The organism is Mesobacillus sp. ABV4_180, from assembly GCF_056158485.1.
Window position 1 is genome coordinate 3,354,631 of record NZ_JBSWTJ010000001.1, and the last position, 20,626, is coordinate 3,375,256.

Consider the following 20,626-nt stretch of genomic DNA (forward strand, 5'->3'; position numbering starts at 1 on the left):
CCGCTCCTGTCACTAATTTTTATGTGAATCCTGCCGAAAATTAGACAAACACCCACACCATTAGACGGGCGATTCATATTCTATTAAGGACAATAGGTCATATAAACCAAAAGGAGATGAATTATATGTCTTGTGGAAAAAGAAAAAATGACACAGAAAGCTGTGTAGCGGATATCTTAAAACGAGTAGCAGATGCTCAGGACGAAGTTGATAATGATGGTGACTGTGATACCAGCTGCCACAAATCCATCCAGGATCTTCTAGCTGGAGCAACGACACCGACTACATTCGATACAATTCCGCTAATCCTGTATTGTGAGTGTGACCCATTCCTTGGTACTGGCGTTCGCTTACTATCAAGAAATACCACCTCTCAAACATTGCAATGTATTGAGACGTTCTTCTTCAGGGTCTCAAAAGTGGATGACAACTGCGCCAAGCTTGAACTGCTTACTACTACAGATTCTCCGGGCGACTTGAGCAAATACGATGATCCTTGTGATCAAATCGGTACAAATGGAACAACATTCTTCAGAACTGGTATCTGTATTACAGTTGACCTTAACTGCTTCTGCGCAGTAGTTTGCCTTGACCCTGTTGCAACAAGAACTTTGCCAATACCTTCATAAGAATACTTGGGGGCTTACCATAAAGGTAGCCCTTCTTTTTTTTACAATCCTCGAATTTTAATGTCTTGAATTTCGTCAATTGCTATTCGCACAGGTTTGCGTTTATTTTTAGGGATGACACTGATGTAATCTTCATCTTTTGAAACAAAATAGGCGATTATCCTGTCATCGGTTGTAATGAAACTGTACTGGATTTTCACAACGGATACAGGAAATTGTTGCAAATACTCTATTTTCTCTTCAATTGTCATTTCCCTAAATGGCTTTTTTTCTTTTTCTTCATCAGTATTAGGTGTCATTTCCTCTTGAATATTATCTTCCGTTTCAATTGCTACAGGACTTTCACTAATATTGTCTTCCAGCGGTTTAACTTCTGCTTTTACAATCTGTTCACGATCATTGAAAATAAATTTATCCTGCATACTTGTCGATACTTCTTGATATTCAGGCTGTTGGATATATAACAGAGGTTTCATGCGTTTTTTTCTGCGGGCCATCTTTGAACCTCCTGGGTAAATGAATTATATATTTATTTGTATGCCGGACATTCACCCAGGGTTAAAACTTTTTGCAAGAACAAGTTTTGTTTAACATAAAAAACCCGCTTGATTATTTTTCAAGCGGGCTTTCTTCTTATAGGATATGGAATCCAGAATCGACGTGGATGTTTTCGCCTGTGATTCCTCGGGACATGTCACTGAACAGGAATAACGCTGTATCGCCAACTTCTTCAGGAGTAGTGTTCCTGCGAAGCGGCGCTTTTTCTTCGATTTCTTTCAGGATTGAATTGAAATCACTTACACCTTTTGCTGACAGTGTACGGATTGGTCCTGCCGAAATAGAGTTGACGCGGATATTGTGCTTCCCTAAATCAGCTGCAAGGTAACGAACACTTGCATCAAGAGAAGCTTTTGCTACGCCCATGACATTATAGTTCGGAATTGCGCGCTCTCCGCCAAGATACGTCAGAGTAACGATGCTTCCGCCTTCTTCCATCAGTTCCTTTGCCTCTTTAGCAACGGCAGTAAGTGAATATGCACTGATATTATGAGCAAGCAGGAACCCATCGCGAGTTACGTTCATGTAGTCGCCCTGAAGTTCTTCTTTATTGGCGAACGCGATACAGTGAGCCACCCCATAAATAGACCCAACTGCTTCTTTGATATCCTTAAAGCATTTTGCCACATCCTCGTCACTCGTCACGTCACATGGCAGAACTAAATAGTTTTTATCCAATGATTCTGCAAGTTCACGAACACTTTTTTCGAGGCGCTCACCCGCGTATGTGAAAATTAAATTCGCTCCGGCATTGTGGAGAGATTGTGCAATACCCCAAGCGATACTTCTTTTATTGGCTACGCCCATTACTACATATGATTTGCCATTTAATGAAAGAGTCATTGTTTAAATATCCCCCTGTTAATACAAGTTATTAGTACCTAGTGCTAATTCTACACTATTATTTTGCATTTGAAAAGAAAAACCCGCCAAAAGGGCGGGTTTGCATTAATTTAACACCAAAAACAAAACTCAAGCTCACGTTTCAGTTCATCTACATATTCTTTTGAACCAGTGACAATAAGACGGTCATTCAGCCTCATTTCCGTGTCTCCGTGAGGTACGATGGATTCATTCTCTCTTAGAATGCGTACAAAAATGACATCACCGGTGAATGGAAAACGTCTAATGCTCATACCGTCAAAGTGATCATTGAGCATACGGATTTCATGCAAGGAGTTTTCCTGGTTTGTAAGGATACTCATCACCCCAGGAGATTCAATCATTGACCTCAGCAATGACTCTGTCGAACGCAGCACAGAGAATACCTCAATCCCCTCTTCCTGTGCCTTTTCGGCGAGATCAGGGCTTTCAATCCGTGCAATGACTCGACCAATTCCTTTTTCCTTCGCGCTTACTGCAATCGTTGCATTCAGGTCAGGATCACCTGTTGAAATGACGATGATATCAGCTTCATAAACTTTATGATTCTCCAAAGTAGTGATCTCGTAGTTCTCCATTTCGATGATTTCAAATACGGAATCAGCTATCTGCTTATCTGATTTTTCCTGTTTCGTATGGTAAAGGACAGGCTTATATAAGGAAGATTGCAGACTGCGTGATACAGGGAGTGTCATCTGATTAGCACCAATGAAGGCCACTTTGACCTTTTTCTCTTCTGCTTTTTCCTGAGGGAATAATTTTTTGAAAAGAATAGGAGTCAAAACGCTCGATATGACGGCAACAAGGATCAACGTACCGCTCATTTGCGGCGTGATCATTTTCATCCTTTCCCCAATTGTCGCTGCCGCGATGACCAGTGACAACGTAGACGTCAATAGGAATCCTGAGGCGAGGACTGTTTTTGTATCATACCATTTTTTCAAAAGGAAGACTGGAATCACTTTTGATAAGAATAATGCTAATAGCAATAACGGAATTAGCATCAGGAGCTTCTTATCGCTGAATAAAGACCATAAATCAAGCTCAACCCCGACCATCACGAAGAAAATCGGAATCAGGAATCCATAGCCAAATGAATCAAGCTTGTGCACCATTTCCTGATCTGGCGCAAGCAAAGATACCAGCACCCCGGCAAGGAACGCTCCTAGAATATTCTCCGCACCGACAGTCTCTGAGATAGCAACAAGAAGGATGATCAAGGCAAAAACCGCACGGGTGCCAATTTGTGTTGTTCCTGTAGACAACGCGTTTATGAAAGTGCGATTTTTGAATGCTCTTCCGATAAAATAAAGCGCAACACCAGCCGCGAACAACACAAGCAACAGCCATGTGTTTCCGCCACCTGTATCATAGAGAGATACAAAGACAGCAAGCAGAATCATTGTTGCCAGGTCCGCGATTACAGCCACTAATAGTATGATCTGGCCGATATTGGTCTTCATTAAATGAGCGTCTTTTAACGTTGGAACGACTACCCCAAGTGAAATTGTCGAGATAATCAAGGTCATTAAAAATACATTCTCAATGAATCCTGCGAGGACGAATAAGTATGATAGTCCTAATGAAGCAATAAAAATGCCTGCAAAAATAATGGAAGATACTGCAAAGGTATTGGGTTCCTTTTTTCCATTCGCCATGATTTTATTTTTCTTCCCGCCTGAAAAGGCAGTGAAGTCGATTTCAAGGCCGCTAAGGAACATCAGGAACAAGAAACCCAATGTGGAAAGCGTCCCAAGCCATGCATCTTCATGGACGATATTAAAGCCGCTTTTACCGATGATCAATCCCATGATAATCTCGGCAACAACGACGGGAATGAAGTTCAATTTCAGCCTATGCAGCAGTATAGGTGTTAAAAATGCAACAATGATGACGATTACGAGCGAAGTAATCGAAGCATGCTGTTCCATCCTCATCCCTCCTTTAATTAGTAAGATAACTCATGAAAGCAGTAGCGATGCCAAAGTAAATCAAAATACTGATAATATCATTTATAGTTGTGATAAAGGGACCCGATGCTACTGCTGGGTCAATTTTTAGCCGGTGCATTAACAAAGGTACTAAAGAACCGGCAAGTGTCGCAATGATCAGCGTAATAAAAATGGAAATGCCGACGAGCGCTCCGAGGAAAAGATCACCTTGCCAAAAATACACAATGAATGTGACTAAAATACCGCAAATCGAGCCTGTGATCAGGCCGGTTCCGGCTTCCCTGACGATAATTTTCCACTTATTCTCTTTCTCGAGATCACCAGTCGCTATCCCCCTGACTGCAACCGCGAGAGCCTGAGTGCCAGTGTTTCCAGCCATCCCTGCAATCAGCGGAATGAAAACTGCCAATATGGCTACCTTATTCAGCGTTTCCTCGAACCGCCCAATCAAGCTTGCTGTGAACATTCCCAAAAAGAGAAGGATAATCAGCCATGGCAAACGTTTCTTCGCTGCCGCCAGCGGGCTTCGGTCAACTGTATCCAGATCTGCGATACCGGCGAGTTTCGAATAATCATCTGAAGCCTCTTCTTCCATGACGTCAATGATGTCATCAACCGTAATGATTCCAAGAAGGTGATTTTGGAAATCCACAACTGGAAGCGCAAGGAAGTTATAATCCCTCATCATCCTGGCGACTTCTTCCTGGTCCTCCCCAACCGAAACGGAAACCACACGATCATTCATCACTTCTGCAATCATCGTATCATCATCTGAGACAATCAGGTCACGCAGTGAAATAACACCTGCCAGCCGCTTCTCTTCATCCACAACGAAAATATAGTAAATCGTCTCAGCCTGCGGAGCTTCTTTTTTCAGGATATACATCGCCGACCTGACTGTCTGGTTCGCAGAGATCGCTATGAATTCTGTTGTCATGATACTTCCGGCTGTGTATTCCTCATAATGAAGCAGGTCTTTGATTTCCTGCGCCGCATCTTCGTCCATGATTGTCAGATAGCTCGCGACTTGGTCCTTATCCAGTTCATTCAGTACATCGACAGCATCATCGGCGTACATATTGGAAAGCATATCGGCGGCATAATTAGGATTCATCTGTGCCAGTACATCTTTAAAATCCTCATCATCCGCTTCGAGATTCTCAAATAGCTCAGCCATTTCTTCAGGTGAAAGATAATTATAGACTTTCGCACGTGCATCATCATCGAGCTCACTAAAAAATGCAGCCTGGTCATATGGATGCAAATCCAGGAACTCTTCACGGAAATCATCAATTTTCTCAGAGTAAAGTGCTTCCATCAGCAGCTCAGTATTGATTTGCTGCTTTGATGCCGTGTCTTGACGTTCTTCAGACATCCACCTTACCCCCTTTCTACTTATGTACATTTCATTATACTAGCATTTATTGATTTCTTTGTCTTTTATCTTCCCTTATTCATGCCATAGGTGTCGGCTGGTTGTTCATTAATTAACATTCCCTTTTTTCTTTCAACATTCTGAGTTTAATTAAGAACTTTTCTTTTTCCGATCCTGCGGGAAGAATATACTTATTAATGAGGAGGCGCCTTAAATGAAACTGGATATTATTGGTGACATACATGGATGTTACGCTGAGTTTGAACAATTAACTGAAAAGCTGGGATATACATGGAAATCCGGTATCCCTATTCATCCTGATGGAAGAAAGCTTGCTTTTGTCGGTGATTTAACAGACCGGGGTCCGGCATCTCTTAAGGTTGCAGAAATTGTATGGAAGCTGGTCATTAAGAATAGAATGGCTTACTACGTCCCCGGAAACCATTGCAACAAGCTCTATCGTTATCTCTTAGGCAACAAAGTCCAGACAACACACGGGCTTGAAACGACGGTAGCAGAATATTTATCACTCGAGCATGACCAAAAAAATTATTTCCGGGAAAAATTCCTTGAATTGTATGATGCATCGCCTTTATACCAGGTACTGGACCAAAACCGACTCGTCATTGCCCATGCTGGTATCCGGGAAGATTATATAGGAAAAGCGAATTCAAAAGTCAAAACGTTCGTACTTTACGGAGATATCACCGGAGAAACGAATCCGGATGGTACACCCGTAAGGCGTGATTGGGCGAAACAGTACAGCGGCAAAGCCCTTATTGTATATGGTCACACGCCAGTCAAGGAACCCAGGATCATGAATAATACCTATAATATAGATACAGGTGCTGTATTTGGCGGGGAGCTGACCGCTTTAAGATATCCGGAAATGGAACTTGTTTCTGTCCCTTCTTCGATGCCATATGTACCTGAAAAATTCCGTGAGATAAAATAATTACCCCTAAAGATAAAAAAGCTAACCAATTCACTCAGAATGGTTAGCTTTTTCATTTTTATTTTCCTATGAACATCTGTGTCCAATAGTTACCTGAACTTGTATGGCCTACACCAATATGTGTAAAGTTCGGGCTAAGGATATTTTTCCTGTGGCCTTCGCTGTTCATCCACGCATTGACTACTTCCTCTGCACTTTGCTGTCCCATAGCGATGTTCTCACCAGCCGAGTTGTAAGTTACCCCAAAATCCCTCATCATATCGAATGGAGATCCGTAGGTTGGACTTGTGTGGGAGAAATAATTTTTTGCCTGCATATCATTTGATTTTTCCTGTGCCACATTGCTTAACGCGGTATCTGGCTGAAGGTTTTGCAATCCATTTTTCCTGCGCTGCTCATTCGTTAAATCAATTACCCTTGACTCGAATGCACTTAATTCTGTTCCGCCTGGTGCAGCCTTCTGCTCAGGCGCTGGTGCTGCTTCCTCAGCAGGTGTCGGAGCTGCTTCCTGTTTCGGTGCAGGAGCCGTTTCAGGTGCTGGTGCTGGGGTTGCTTCTGGTGCCGGAGCTGGTGCTCCTTCTTGTTCAGGTGCAGGCTGAGCTCTTTCTGCAGGAGCAGGGGCCGCTTCCTGTTCCGGTGCCGGAACAGCTCTTGGTGTTGGTCCCTGGTTAGGCGCTGGTGCCGCACCTTGATTCATGTCAGGCACTTCTACACCCGTACGGCGCTGTAATTCTTCGAGCAATTTGTTAAAATCTGCTCGCTGCCCTTCAGTCAAAGTCAATCTTCCCTGACTGTTTATCTCAGTGTGTGGATACTTCGAACTTGGTATTCCCGTGCTATAGGAATTTGGATCAACAGTCAGGAATCCATCAGGCATCTGCATGATTTCACTGGTACCATTTCCATTGTTTTGAATATTGTTCTTTTTATCTGCATTTACTTCTGCCCTTCTGTTTTGCTGCTTCATTCTATTTGCTTCATTATCCCAATACCCTGTCCGGTCATTTCCAAGGGTTGTCATTCTGTTGTCCCGCAAATCAAGAGCTTCATCATTATTGTTATTGCACGCTGCCAGACCTAGTAACAATACTGCTGAGATTGCCATGATTTTCCCATGTTTATATATATTCAACTGAAATTTCCTCCTTGATAATTCATTTTTACTCCCTTATCATTTGAAATTTTGACGGAAATATAAAATGAAATATCTGTGAAAAAGATGGAAGGAATTACATAAGAAAAGCGCAAGCGCCTTAGTCAGCCCCCGATAAGCGGTGAATGGCCGACCGGTGAAGTGTACTTTGATTTCATTGGCAGGACCGAAAACGAGCAGAGGCGACTGTCCAACTCCGACAAGCGCTCGAGGGCCAGAAAGTGAAGTCGTTCTTTGACTTCATCGGCAGGACCAAAACGTCTCGAGGGGCTAGGCGCAGAAGCTAGACAATTCTCGAAGTGAATTTTATACTTTCTTATCTCTATAAAAAAGACAAACCGACTAATAATTCGGTTTGTCTTTTTTAGATTAGTTCTCGCATATCCTCTGGGAGGCTAATTGTGAATTCCATCTCTTTGTCCAAAAACGGATGATAAAACTTTATCTCCCTGCAATGCAAAGCCTGTCTAGCCATCTTGCTTTTATTTCCACCATACAAAGTATCCCCAACGAGCGGATGCCCCATAAATGACATGTGAACCCTGATTTGATGTGTCCTCCCCGTCATAAGTCTGAGCTTTATATGAGTAAAATCAGTAAATCGCTGGAGCACATCAAATAAAGTGCAGGCATACTGTCCTGCCGGGTTGACTTCCCGCTCGATGATGCTGTCCGCTTTTCTGGCGATTGGTTCTTCCACCTTTCCAGCATCTTCGAAAATGGTGCCTTCAGCAAAGGCTTCATAAGCACGTTTCACTCCGCCTGCCCGCTGCTGCTTACTGAATAAATGATGGACATGGCTATGCTTCGCAATCAGTACCAAACCTGAAGTATCTCTGTCCAGCCTAGTGACAATATGGGTAGTTGCTTTAATTCCGGTTCGATCATAATACCCAATCAGTGCATTTGCAAGGCTGCCATGCGGATGCTCCCGGGAAGGAATTGTATTCATTCCTGCTGGCTTGTTCACGACCAGTATGGAGTCATCCTCATATACGATGGCAAGCGGTAGATTCTCCCCCTGCAACCCTTCTGAAGGAAATTCGGGAGGAAACTCGATAACGACACGATCACCACTATTCAAGATGTACCTGACATTAACTTCCTGGCCATTCACCGAAATGAAACCACCTTTAAACTTAATGTCAGTCAGCGCGGATTTGGAGATTTCTTTTTCTCTGAGATACTCCCTTAGCATTTTTCCCTGATCAACAGCCTCAGCCGTGAATTCCAAAGTGAAGTTTTTCGCCATATAAGCGGCTCCTGTCTCCATTGTTTCTCAGTGCTTGGTCTTTTTGGACATTTTAATGGCAATCAATCTCTGAAATGTCTATTAAAACCCTCTTCTTGGACATTTTGATTGTGTTCATCCTCTGAAATGTCTATTAAAGCCTTCTTCTTGGACATTTTGACCGTATGCATCCTCTGAAATGTCCATTAAAACCACTTTCTTGGACATTTTGATCGTGTTCATCCTCTGAAATGTCCATTAAAACCACTTTCTTGGACATTTTGATCGTGTTCATCCTCTGAAATGTCCATTAAAACCACTTTCTTGGACATTTTGATCGTGTAAATCCTCTGAAATGTCCATTAAAGCCTTCTTCTTGGACATTTTGATTGTGTTCATCCTCTGAAATGTCTATTAAAGCCTTCTTCTTGGACATTTTGACCGTATGCATCCTCTGAAATGTCTATTAAAGCCTTCTTCTTGGACATTTTGACCGTATGCATCCTCTGAAATGTCCATTAAAACCACTGTCTTGGACATTTTGATCGTGTTCATCCTCTGAAATGTCCATTAAAACCACTTTCTTGGACATTTTGATCGTGTAAATCCTCTGAAATGTCCATTAAAGCCTTCTTCTTGGACATTTTGACCGTATGCATCCTCTGAAATGTCTATTAAAGCCTTCTTCTTGGACATTTTTACCGTATGCATCCTCTGAAATGTCCATTAAAACCTCATCTTGGACATTTTAACCGTATGCATCCTCTGAAATGCCCTTTAAAACCTCTTTCTTGGACATTTTTACCGTATGCATCCTCTGAAATGTCCATTAAAACTTCTCCTCTTTGACATTTCACTCAACAAGAGAAATAACTGTTAATTGTCGTTCCTTTGTCAAGCTGCCACCATCAATCGCTGTCAGAAATGAATGAATCATGCACCCGTTTCCAGAACGGGAATGGCCTGAATCGGGCGAAACGGATTTTTTCATCCGCTACTCTGAACTGAATGGATTTCACATCTTTATGCAAAAGTGTTAGATGATCGACAGTGACCTGGAAGTCGGGTCTGTTTACTGGTTTTAACGTACACGTATGATGGTCAGGAAGAATCAGCGGTGAGCCAACTGTCCTGAACACCCGGTTGTTGATTGACGCCATTTCTGCTACCTGAATTGCTCTTAGAGAGGGGTGCAGTATTGCCCCACCCAATGCTTTATTGTAGGCTGTGCTTCCTGATGGAGTCGATACACATAATCCATCACCCCGGAATCGTTCAAAATGCTGGCCCCTGATCTCAACATCCATGACGAGTGTACCCTCTACCGATTTGACTGTCGATTCGTTCAACGCCAGATATCTCGTTTCCCTGCCTCCGTGCTGGTATCTGATGATGACCTCCAGGAGGGGATATTCAATCACCTGGTATGGAGTTTTTGCAATCGCGATAACCAATTTTTCTATTTCTTCAGGAACCCAGTCGGCATAAAAACCAAGGTGCCCAGTATGTACACCGATGAATGCTGTTTTATCCAGCCTGCTGCTGTACCGGTGGAAGGCATACAAAAGTGTTCCATCGCCGCCGACTGAAATGCATATATCCGGCTGGTCTTCATCGTAAATAAGATCAAAATCCAACAGATAAGTCCTCATTTTATGCATCAATGTATTGGATCGGGAATCCCCTTTTGAAGTGATCGCAAATTTCATAAATTCAAACACCCCCGCATATCGGTTTCATACTATTTCTTCCCATCCTGCTGCATTTCTTTTTTTCGGGTGAAAAATGCCTGTGCATCCTGGATTTCTCCCCTGATTGTAGACATTTCTTCGTCCAGCCTGAAAGCAGCCTCTGCTGCACGCTGCAGCCTGATTTTAATATCTTCGGGGAAAAGTCCTTTATACTTATAGTTAAGAGAATGTTCGACGGTTGCCCAGAAATTCATAGCAAGTGTACGAATCTGGATTTCAGCAAGAATTTTTCTTTCACCTCGGATTGTCTGGACTGGATATCGGATTACTACATGATACGAACGGTATCCGCTCGCTTTTTTGTGTGAAATGTAATTCCTCTCTTCGACAATTTCAAAATCATTCCTGCTCCTTAATAGTTCCACAACAGTTTTAATATCATCAACGAACTGGCACATGATTCTCAGTCCTGCGATATCCTGCATTTCCGTATCAAGTTTATCTAATGAAATCCCCTTTTGATGCGCTTTGTCCAGGATGCTTGCAATAGGCTTTACCCTTCCCGTGACAAATTCAATCGGGGAATGGTCTGAATGAAGCTCATATTGGCTTCTGATTCCTTTTAGCTTGACTTTCAATTCCTCAACAGCGTGTTTATAAGGCTCTAAAAATTGATCCCAATGTTTCACATCAGTCACCTCATCCGGTTCTATTCAAGGAAGCTTAAGCGGAGGGTGCGGTAAAGACTTTTTCCACTTTCGCGACCATTTCCTCTCCATAGTTGCTATTCCCAGTAATATTAGCGATTAAATATTCCATTTCTTCGCGAAAGCCTTCAAGCTTTAGTGTGCCGCCATCTGTAGTCAGATAGGCATCCATTCCTGCTTTCAGACCGTCCTGAATTGTATTCCACGTTTCCTCAGGAATTGAAACGTATTGGTAGCCTTCTTCTTTATCTAAAATATAAATAAAAGATAATTGATCAGAATCAACTAGCATCTGGCCTGTTGCTGACATCTCATCAATCTCAATCTGTGAATCTGTGCTGAGCAGCAGCTCATTGTTTTTAATCATCGCATTGGTAATCTTAATTCTTTGGCTCATTTTTTCAACCTCCATAATCTTTTATATTTTATCATATATAACCATTTTCTACTAAGGATTGAAGCAATTGTCGTTTAACGAGATAATAAGATCAGGTTATCTGAAAGGACGGACTTTATATGAGCCAGAATATTGAAATTGAATTTAAAAATATGTTGAATGAGGAAGAATTTCATTCACTCATAAAGCATTTTAAATTAGTTGAAAATGATTTTAAAAAGCAAATAAATCACTATTTTGATACTCCTGCCTTTTCGCTGAAAGACCATGGCTCTGCTTTACGGATCAGGGAAAAAGGGTCATTGTATGAAATGACCTTGAAGCAGCCTGCCGAACAGGGACTATTGGAAACAAACCAATGGCTGACAGCAGGCCAGGCAGAGAATGTTTTGGCGACAGGCACATTGTTGGACGGCGAGGTGAAAGACGCAGTAAAAAGGATGATTAGAGATGCCGGTGACATACAATATTTTGGCTCGCTGACTACAGAACGTGCTGAACTGGAATATCAGGGTGGCCTGCTGGTCCTGGACCATAGTTACTATTTAAACTCAGAAGATTATGAGCTAGAATATGAAGTGACAGATGAAGCTAAGGGATACAAGATTTTCTTGGCATTGCTTAAGGACCTAAACATCCCGAAGAGACCTACCGATAATAAAATCAAACGCTTCTATTCAAAAAAGTATAATCTTTTACAAGAGTAAACCAGGCAGGAGAATGAAATATGAACGTTGACCAGTTAAAAGTCATGCTTGAATTACAGGCACTCCAAAATTACAACAAGCCAACTGCCCAATCAGGAAACAGCCTCTTCCAGGATATGCTGTCCGGAATCCTCACTGAAAAGAGTGAGGCACTTGGTTCAACGGCGACTCGGTTGGAAGAACTATTCAATACTGCAAAAGCTGAGGTTAACTCCTTTAACTTTAATAATATGAGTATAGGCCCGATGCTGCCTCCGATTCAGTTGACTAAAGTTGCGGCAAAAAATACAGACTTTGATGAAACTATTGAGCAGGCAGCAACTGCCTTCAGTCTGCCATCCAAATTGATCAAGTCAGTCATCCAAAAGGAATCCAATTTCAATCCAAATGCAGTAAGCCATGCCGGCGCATCCGGTCTGATGCAATTAATGCCTGGTACAGCCAGGGGCCTTGGTGTAAAAAATGTCTTTGATCCAGCGGAGAATATTTTCGCAGGAAGCAAATATCTGCGCCAAATGCTCGACAAATACGACAACAATATCGAGCTTGCCCTTGCCGCCTACAACGCGGGACCAGGGAATGTTGATAAATATGGAGGAATCCCTCCGTTCAAGGAAACACAAAACTATGTCCGAAAAGTAACTGATGTATTTTATGGGTAAAATTCTACAATGGTAGAGTGAGCGACCAGCAGCTTTAAGGATAATATTCCCATTCATTTTGACCGTCTGTCAGTGGTAACAGACGGTCTTTTTGTGTACATTAGTAAGGCAATCATCAAAAAGTAACCAATATTCAATGTTCACAAGGCTATTTGTTTGAGATATAAATTTAGCATTGCTACAATAAATAGCATAACTATCAAGCAGAATGAAAAATCTAAACTTACTTAAAGGAGTTAAAAATATGGTTGAGAATAAGACCTTACCATTCGAAGCCATTGGCGAAGGGACACTTCACCGGCTGGTCGACGCTTTTTACCACCGTGTTGGAATGCATCCTGATCTTGCTCCTATTTTTCCGGATGATCTTACTGAAACTGCGCGTAAACAAAAGCAGTTTTTGACCCAATATTTAGGAGGGCCGCCATTATACACGAACGAACATGGCCATCCCATGCTTCGCGCAAGGCACCTTCCATTCGAAGTCACACCGGCCAGGGCGAAAGCGTGGCTTGCCTGTATGACGGATGCAATGGATGAAGTGGGGCTTGAAGGTCCTTTGCGGGATGACTTTTATGCGAGGCTTTATCTTACTGCTCAGCACATGATCAACACACCTGATGATGAAGCCGGTGAGAACACATGAAACTCAAACGTGAAAACTTGTTGAGCTATGATCCATCAGATTTTTGCCACAGCATGGATAAAAAGCCCATTGAGATTTATATGTTTGTCGACCCGCTCTGCCCGGAATGCTGGGCGCTTGAACCTATCATCAAAAAGCTCCAAATTGAATATGGGAAATATTTTTCAATCCGGCATGTGTTAAGCGGCAGGCTTGCCACCCTGAACATGAGCAGAAAAAAGCGATACGAAACGATTGCAGAGCTTTGGGAGAAAACAGCCAGCAGGACTGGGATGTCGTGCGATGGAACCCTATGGTTTGAGGATCCAGTGTCATCTCCCTATTTAGCTTCAATTGCAATCAAATCAGCGGAGCTTCAAGGAAAAAAGAAAGGTATCCGGTTCCTGCGAAAACTTCAGGAAGGGCTTTTTTTAGAAAAGCAAAATGTCTCAAACTTTGAGGTCTTGAAGAATTGTGCCAGAAGTGTGGGACTCGACGTTGAAGAATTTGTCACCGATATCCATTCCGAAACCGCCGCCAAGGCCTTTCAGTGCGACCTAAAAATCACGAATGAAATGGATGTCCAGGAAATTCCGACACTTGTCTTCTTTAACGCGAATGTTGAGGAGGAAGGCATTAAAATAACGGGGCTTTACCCATACGAGGTATATGTCCAAATCCTTGATGAAATGCTGTCAGAAAAACCAGAAGCAGCATCTCCTCCACCCCTGGAAATATTCTTGAAGCAATATAGAATGGTTGCTTCAAAGGAAGTCGCTGTTGTTTACGACATGTCCGTAGCACAGGCTGAAAAGGAACTGAAGAAACTCCTGCTTAAACAAAAGGTTGAACAAATCCCCGCCAAATACGGAATGTTTTGGAGATACTTAGAAGGATGACCGTGCAAAAGCACGGTTATTTTTTTGTCATCTGATCGTCGTGGAAGTACGAAAAAGGCCTTGCAGCTCTCCAACTGCAAGGCCTTTCTCTCTATTATACGAACAAAGGGGATGGGAGAAATTTTTCACGGTCAAACAAAGGGGTAAATGTTTGTTTGTGATCAACTTCACGATATAAATATACCATACCCCCGCCTCCATCACAATAACCTTGTGTGTTATTTCACAATATTGTCAAATCCCACTCATTTTTCTCTTGAGTCAAGCATAAATATGTAATATTAAGTCTCAGGAGGTGCTTCAAAATGGATAAAATAGGTCTTTCTCTTATGCTCTTATTTATACTTTTTTCCTTTATCTTTCATATAGGCGGGTTAATGCACCTCGTCCCACTGTATCTTACATCCCCCATCCTGTTTTTATCGCTATTTATTTTACTGATATATTTAAATCACCGGAAAAACTTTAAAGGTTTTTAAAAGAATTAGCTCTGTTGGTGCGGCTGTTGTTTTTCGTTCCAAGCGCTTCGGTTTCCGCGGGCAGTCCGGAAGAATCCTTTGCGCCTTACTCGCATGCGGGGTTTTCCATGACTTGCTCATTCCGCAGAACATTGATTTTCTTCCTCGACCCGTCCATGCACGAAGGAAATACTTTAGCATTTCCGAGGAGTCTTCGCGCCTTCCACTACAATCAACAGATTTTACAGCAACATTTCTATAATTCTGTCCTTCATTGCCTTGATGACGGACACTTTTTTTGTTAGATTCATGATTACTGTCCATCCTCGCCTTCGTGACGGACACTTTTCCCTTCATTTCAACGATTTCTGTCCGTCTTCGCCATCATGACGGACACTTTTCCCTTCATTTCAACGATTTCTGTCCTTCATCGTCTTCATGATGGACACTTTTCCCTTCATTTCAACAATTTCTGTCCTTCATCGCCTTCATGACGGACACTTTTCCCTTCATTTCAACGATTTCTGTCCTTCATCACCTTGATGACGGACACTTTTATTTCCTTTTCACCGATTTCTGTCCGTCATCGCCTTCATGACGGACACTTTTCCCTTCATTTCAACGATTTCTGTCCGTCATCGTCTTCATGACGGACACTTTTCCCTTCATTTTACCGATTTCTGTCCTTCATCACCTTCATGACGGACACTTTTTCCTTCATTTCAACGATTTCTGTCCGTCATCGTCTTCATGACGGACACTTCTCCCTTCATTTCAACGATTTCTGTAAGTCATCGCCTTCATGACGGACACTTTTCTCTTCATTTCACTGAACAGAGCCAAAAAATTAATATGAAAACCGGCCGTAATTGCAGCGGCCGGTTTTCGTCATTTTATGAAAGAAGGGATTCCATTTCGTTTAGTTTTTCCTCGAAGACCTTCAGTGCTTCTTCGATAGGTTTTGAACTTGTCATATCGACTCCTGCTTTTTTCAGGACTTCGATTGGATAGTCGGAGCTGCCTGACTTTAAGAATTCAATATACCGTTCCACTGCAGGCTGGCCTTCTTCAAGGATCTGTTTGCTCAGGGCAGTTGCTGCACTGAAGCCAGTAGCATATTGATATACATAGTAATTGTAATAGAAATGCGGGATTCTTGACCACTCCAGGCCGATTTCCTCATCAATCACAATATCCTCTTCACCGAAGTACTTCTTGTTCAAATCATAGTAATCTTTAGTCAATGAATCTGCTGTCAATGCTTCATTATTCTGAGCCTTCTTGTGAATCATGTGCTCAAACTCAGCAAACATTGTCTGCCTGAACACTGTTCCCCTGAAACCTTCAAGATAATGATTCAGCAGATAAAGGCGCTTTTGCTCATCATCGATTGTTTTTAACATATAGTCGTTCAGCAACGCTTCATTGCAAGTCGACGCAACCTCAGCAACGAAAATAGAGTAGCTGCCATATGGATACGGCTGTGTCTTCCTTGTATAGTAACTGTGTACGGAATGTCCGAATTCATGGGCAAGTGTGAAAAGGTTATTCACATTATCCTGCCAGTTCATCAGGATATATGGATTCGTGCCATATGAACCAGAAGAATAAGCACCGCTTCGCTTCCCCTTATTTTCATACACATCCACCCAGCGGTTTTCAAAGCCTTCCTTAAGGACATTATTGTATTCCTCTCCAAGAGGCGCTAATCCTTTCAAAACATAATCTTTCGCTTCAGCATAAGGAATTTCCATTTTTACATTCTTCACGAGCGGTGTGTACAGATCATACATATGGAGCTTTTCAACCCCAAGTACTTTTCGGCGAAGCTTCACATATCTGTGCAGCAAATGGAGATTGTCATTAACTGTGTTCACAAGGTTCTCGTAAACACTTTCAGGAATGTTGTTCCCGGAAAGAGCTGCATGTCTCGCTGAATCATAATTACGTACCCTTGCATTGAAATTGTCTTTTTTAATATTACCGCTTAATGTGCTGGAAAAAGTATTTTTAAAGCTGCCATACGTTTTGTAGACTGCTTTGAATGCATCCTCGCGCACCCTGCGGTCTTCGCTTTCAAGGAAACGGATGTAGCGGCCATGGGTGATTTCAACTTCTTCGCCATTTTCATCCTTGATGGACGGAAATTCAAGGTCAGCATTGTTTAGCATTCCGAATGTATTTGAAGGTGAACTCATTACCTCAGCTGCCTCGGCAAGAAGTGCTTCCTGTTCAGCAGAAAGGACATGAGGACGCTGAAGGTTGATTTCCTCCAAGGCATGCTCATATAGCTTCAGCTCTTCTTTTTCATTTAGAAATCCTTTGATTTTTTCTTCATCGACTGCCAGAATCTCAGGAACGATGAAGGCCAGTGCGCTTCCCGCCTGTGAATAAAGATTTTTGATCCTGTCATCAAGCCCCTGGTAAAAAGAATTGGTCGTATCCTGGTCATACCGCATATGCGCATATGTATACAGCCTTCCAAGGCGCTCCAGCAATTTGTCCTGCAATTGCAGAGCGTTATACAGCTGGTCTGCGTTTTCGCCAAGTTTGCCTTGATATTCCTGGACAGAAGGAATCAATCCTTTTACATCGTTGAATTCATTTTCCCATGCATCATCATTCGCAAAAATATCTTCAAGTTTCCACGTATCCTCAGTGGCAACCTCAGTTCTTGATGGCAATTTCTTTACTGCAGATTCATTAGACATTAAAATCCTCCTCACGACATTTCGATATTCGAAAAACTTTCATAGTATCATACATTCGCCTTATTCAGCAGATTTCCTTCAATTAACTTAAAGTTTTTCGATTTTAATATACCTATTTCCTAACTTCCTTATTTTACGCATATATACTGCAATTCATGTTACTTGAAAAAGTCCTCTGTAATATTATTTTGAAACTTGAAGAAAAAAGCTTTCTCAGCTTTAATTTGGTCCTCAATCGTTTTTGGCAAGATGATTTCTCTGTTGACTTTAACCGTGCCCGAATCAATTCGTGACAAATAGGAGACCCTCGTTAAAAGCAAGACATATTCTGCTAGTGCATACAAGTAGTCTCTATCTCCGGAGGCTGGCAAATTCCTGATCTGGATTAAGCCGCGCATCAAGCGTTTATTGAATGCCTGCCGGATTACTGCATATGGAATGTAATCATCTTTTTTAAAATGGCGGAAGACATCAAGGTAGAGATACGTCTGCCATATGAATGGGGGAGTTTCAATATAGGGATTTGAAAAAACAGGCAGTCCGATTTCTGGAGGAAGTGTCATGAGATTGAGATGATTACGGTATAGTTCCTGGAGGAAAGGGTTTTGCCTTGCTCCTGGAAGCCTTACGTATAGTGATTTCAATTTCTGATTTTCTGCTTGCCAAGCTTTCAACATAGGAAATGGTTTATCAGATGGGTTTATTAGATCGTACACAGTAAAATGGTTGATTTGTTTAACTTCGAGATTGGTGAGCGCCTTTCGTGAGGAAATAGGGATAGCGCCATGCAGATTGATGAATTGGGATGCAATTGGACAAAAAGCCGTTAGATTCCAGTTATGGCGAGGCCGTCTGATGAAGAGATAGAGGAAATTATTCATTGAAACGGTATGGCTGGCGTGCCGTTTGATCATGTTCCCAGCAGCAACCCAAATCGGAGTATAACCATTTTCGAGGTATGTTCTTGTTCTTTTGAAAAAAAGCTCTTCCGGGATTGAAGAACATTGGAACTCGACAGCATATTTTAACCCCTGTAATTCGAAAACAATATCGGGCTTTTGCCTGATCTCAGGATCGAATTTCTCCAGCTCAGCAGAAATTCCTTGTCTTTTTAGCCATTTATAGAGCTGCAGTTTCCCAGACAGATGGTACTGTGATTCCCTTTCATATTCATCTTGGCAGCCTGAACCGGCCAGATGCGAAAAATGCCAGATCCTTTTGCTTCCAAGTTTCATTATCACATCTCCCTTGCATTCCGGACAATAGAATCTTTCACTTGATCGGATTTCTGACAAATCCTTCTTATCCCAACGATCCGCAAGGGACAATCTTGAGCCATTGCTTCTGTTTGCTACAAGCACATTTGATACGCCTCCTTTTCTCTTTTATATTCGACTGGGCAGACATTAATCCTGTAGTTATTCGAGAAGATTCACGAAATGTTCAAATCCTGATCATAAAAATAAAAAACCCGGACATGACTCCGGGTTTCTAAAGCATCGGCGATAACAGCCTTGAAGTTGACTCGAGCAGTCTGTATCCGATATGGCGGTTATTAAAATCTTCCTTTACGATTTCATGTGAGTTGAGCAAGTCGTTCTGATATTCCTTCACAAGTTTTTCTGTGCTTGATGTCTTATAAAGGAATGCATTCACTTCAAAATTAAGATGGAAGCTTCTCATATCCATATTAGATGTACCGATTGAGGCTAGCTGTCCATCGACAATGACAATTTTGCTGTGCATGAACCCTTTCTCGTACTCAAATATCTTTACACCTGCTTCTAGCAGTTCGGGAAAATAGGATCTTGAAGCAAAGAAGACTATTTTTTTATCAGGACGCTGCGGGACAAGCAGTCTTACATCCAGGCCGCTGAGCGCAGCTACTTTAATAGCTGAGAAGATATCTTCATCCGGAATGAAGTAAGGGGATGCAATCCAAACAGATTTATCCGCTGATGAAATCATCGAAAAAAAGATGTTCTTTATGACGCTCCACTCATTATCAGGTCCCCCTGCAATCATCTGGACTCCTCCATGAGTATTCTCCTCTAGGGCAGGAGATAGATACTCTGGCGTAAGGAGTCCATTGTTCGTCATATAAAACCAGTCCTGGAGGAAAATGAGCTGCAGACTGCGAACAGCCTCTCCTCTGGCCATGAGATGAGTGTCACGCCAAAAGCCAAAGCCTTCATCCCTTCCCAGGTATTCATCCCCGATATTCAAACCGCCGACAAATCCGACTGATCCATCAATGACAATGATCTTCCGGTGATTACGGAAATTGAACTTGCTATTTAAGAACGGCAGGCGGACTGGACCAAATTCCACCATTTCCACCCCAGCTTTATTCAGTTCGGCCACATACTCCTTCGACAATTTCCATGAACCAACCGAGTCATAAAGGAAACGGACTTTCACACCCTGAATCGCTTTTTGAATCAATACTTTCTTTATTTCTTCCCCAATTTCATCATGCCGGACAATATAATATTCCATATGGATATGATGAGTTGCCTTCTTTAACTCATCAAGAATATGGTTAAATGTTTCATCTCCATTTGTCAGCACTTGTGTGGAGGTCGCAAAGGAGATCGGGCTATTGCCAAGTTTCTGCGCAAGAGTGAACAATCGCCGATGATCCTCTTCCATCTCCTGCATCCGCACTTCATTCGCCCTTTCTGAATCACCTTCTACTTTTATGAATGTTTGTTTATCAAGAAAATATTTTCGGCGGAACATTTTCTCCTTACGATAATTACGGCCGAATAAAAGGTAAAAGATGAATCCGACGACCGGGAAACCGCCAAGAACGACAATCCATGTCAGCGTCTGGGCTGGATGGCGATTTTCAAGGAAGATGACGAAGCTAATGAAAATGACCGTAAATGACATGAAAATGCTTATATATCCAAGATAAACCGTATCAAGCTTTTCATAAAAAAGATAATAAACTCCTGCCAGCAATAACAAAAATACAACAATCCGAACCGTGTTCTTCATGGAATTTCACCTGTATTCTCTCTCTGTTTTC

Annotated in this window: 18 protein-coding genes; 6 read left to right on the top strand and 12 right to left on the bottom strand. The window is 42.1% G+C overall.

The window, feature by feature from the left end; translation table 11 throughout:
* Positions 1 to 125 precede the first annotated feature (125 nt).
* Entirely contained in the window at positions 126 to 629 is a 504-nt protein-coding gene (locus tag ACXAEA_RS17225) for a CotY/CotZ family spore coat protein (RefSeq protein WP_475097088.1), read from the top strand.
* 41 nt (positions 630 to 670) lie between these two features.
* Here ACXAEA_RS17225 and ACXAEA_RS17230 read toward each other — a convergent pair whose 3' ends face one another.
* From ACXAEA_RS17230 to mgtE, 4 genes are all read right to left on the bottom strand, one after another.
* Positions 671 to 1,126 (bottom strand): CotO family spore coat protein, encoded by a 456-nt coding sequence (locus ACXAEA_RS17230; protein ID WP_475097089.1) that lies wholly within the window; start codon positions 1,124 to 1,126, stop codon positions 671 to 673.
* 136 nt (positions 1,127 to 1,262) lie between these two features.
* Positions 1,263 to 2,030, bottom strand: a complete 768-nt coding sequence (gene fabI, locus ACXAEA_RS17235) for an enoyl-ACP reductase FabI (protein WP_475097090.1) — start codon at positions 2,028 to 2,030, stop codon at positions 1,263 to 1,265.
* A 110-nt stretch (positions 2,031 to 2,140) separates the two neighbouring features.
* Entirely contained in the window at positions 2,141 to 4,000 is a 1,860-nt protein-coding gene (locus ACXAEA_RS17240; protein ID WP_475097091.1) for a monovalent cation:proton antiporter family protein, read from the bottom strand.
* 13 nt (positions 4,001 to 4,013) lie between these two features.
* Entirely contained in the window at positions 4,014 to 5,339 is a 1,326-nt protein-coding gene (mgtE, locus tag ACXAEA_RS17245) for a magnesium transporter (protein WP_475098160.1), read from the bottom strand.
* A gap of 271 nt (positions 5,340 to 5,610) precedes the next feature.
* Between mgtE and prpE the strand changes: the two genes are divergently transcribed.
* Positions 5,611 to 6,351: a bis(5'-nucleosyl)-tetraphosphatase PrpE gene (gene prpE / locus ACXAEA_RS17250; protein ID WP_475097092.1), complete on the top strand. Its 741-nt coding sequence runs from the start codon at positions 5,611 to 5,613 to the stop codon at positions 6,349 to 6,351.
* A gap of 58 nt (positions 6,352 to 6,409) precedes the next feature.
* On the opposite strand, the gene ACXAEA_RS17255 is transcribed toward prpE, so the two are convergent.
* From ACXAEA_RS17255 to ACXAEA_RS17275, 5 genes are all read right to left on the bottom strand, one after another.
* The gene (locus ACXAEA_RS17255) at positions 6,410 to 7,483 is read right to left on the bottom strand and encodes a CAP domain-containing protein (RefSeq protein ID WP_475097093.1); all 1,074 of its coding nucleotides are present in this window, start codon (positions 7,481 to 7,483) and stop codon (positions 6,410 to 6,412) included.
* Positions 7,484 to 7,868: 385 nt separating this feature from the next.
* Positions 7,869 to 8,756 (bottom strand): RluA family pseudouridine synthase, encoded by an 888-nt coding sequence (locus ACXAEA_RS17260; RefSeq protein ID WP_475097094.1) that lies wholly within the window; start codon positions 8,754 to 8,756, stop codon positions 7,869 to 7,871.
* An 887-nt stretch (positions 8,757 to 9,643) separates the two neighbouring features.
* The gene (locus ACXAEA_RS17265) at positions 9,644 to 10,444 is read right to left on the bottom strand and encodes an NAD kinase (RefSeq protein WP_251477526.1); all 801 of its coding nucleotides are present in this window, start codon (positions 10,442 to 10,444) and stop codon (positions 9,644 to 9,646) included.
* A gap of 32 nt (positions 10,445 to 10,476) precedes the next feature.
* Positions 10,477 to 11,115: a GTP diphosphokinase gene (gene yjbM, locus ACXAEA_RS17270; RefSeq protein WP_475097095.1), complete on the bottom strand. Its 639-nt coding sequence runs from the start codon at positions 11,113 to 11,115 to the stop codon at positions 10,477 to 10,479.
* A 34-nt stretch (positions 11,116 to 11,149) separates the two neighbouring features.
* Entirely contained in the window at positions 11,150 to 11,530 is a 381-nt protein-coding gene (locus tag ACXAEA_RS17275) for a UPF0738 family protein (protein ID WP_475097096.1), read from the bottom strand.
* A gap of 119 nt (positions 11,531 to 11,649) precedes the next feature.
* Between ACXAEA_RS17275 and ACXAEA_RS17280 the strand changes: the two genes are divergently transcribed.
* From ACXAEA_RS17280 to ACXAEA_RS17295, 4 genes are all read left to right on the top strand, one after another.
* Positions 11,650 to 12,237, top strand: coding sequence for a CYTH domain-containing protein (locus tag ACXAEA_RS17280; protein ID WP_475097097.1), 588 nt, complete (start codon positions 11,650 to 11,652; stop codon positions 12,235 to 12,237).
* Positions 12,238 to 12,257: 20 nt separating this feature from the next.
* Positions 12,258 to 12,899 carry a lytic transglycosylase domain-containing protein gene (locus ACXAEA_RS17285; RefSeq protein ID WP_475097098.1) on the top strand — a complete coding sequence of 214 codons (642 nt, stop codon included), beginning with the start codon at positions 12,258 to 12,260 and terminating at the stop codon, positions 12,897 to 12,899.
* 244 nt (positions 12,900 to 13,143) lie between these two features.
* Positions 13,144 to 13,545 (top strand): globin domain-containing protein, encoded by a 402-nt coding sequence (locus ACXAEA_RS17290; protein ID WP_475097099.1) that lies wholly within the window; start codon positions 13,144 to 13,146, stop codon positions 13,543 to 13,545.
* Complete coding sequence (locus ACXAEA_RS17295) at positions 13,542 to 14,423, top strand: ClpXP adapter SpxH family protein (protein ID WP_475097100.1); 882 nt, start codon at positions 13,542 to 13,544, stop codon at positions 14,421 to 14,423. The genes ACXAEA_RS17290 and ACXAEA_RS17295 overlap by 4 nt, the downstream gene beginning before the upstream one ends.
* A gap of 1,351 nt (positions 14,424 to 15,774) precedes the next feature.
* On the opposite strand, the gene pepF is transcribed toward ACXAEA_RS17295, so the two are convergent.
* The 3 genes from pepF to cls all read right to left on the bottom strand — a co-directional run bounded on the left by pepF (position 15,775) and on the right by cls (position 20,595).
* Positions 15,775 to 17,592, bottom strand: coding sequence for an oligoendopeptidase F (pepF, locus tag ACXAEA_RS17300; protein WP_475097101.1), 1,818 nt, complete (start codon positions 17,590 to 17,592; stop codon positions 15,775 to 15,777).
* Positions 17,593 to 17,750: 158 nt separating this feature from the next.
* Positions 17,751 to 18,953 carry a competence protein CoiA gene (locus tag ACXAEA_RS17305; protein ID WP_475097102.1) on the bottom strand — a complete coding sequence of 401 codons (1,203 nt, stop codon included), beginning with the start codon at positions 18,951 to 18,953 and terminating at the stop codon, positions 17,751 to 17,753.
* A gap of 130 nt (positions 18,954 to 19,083) precedes the next feature.
* The gene (cls, locus tag ACXAEA_RS17310; protein WP_475097103.1) at positions 19,084 to 20,595 is read right to left on the bottom strand and encodes a cardiolipin synthase; all 1,512 of its coding nucleotides are present in this window, start codon (positions 20,593 to 20,595) and stop codon (positions 19,084 to 19,086) included.
* Positions 20,596 to 20,626: the final 31 nt, after the last annotated feature.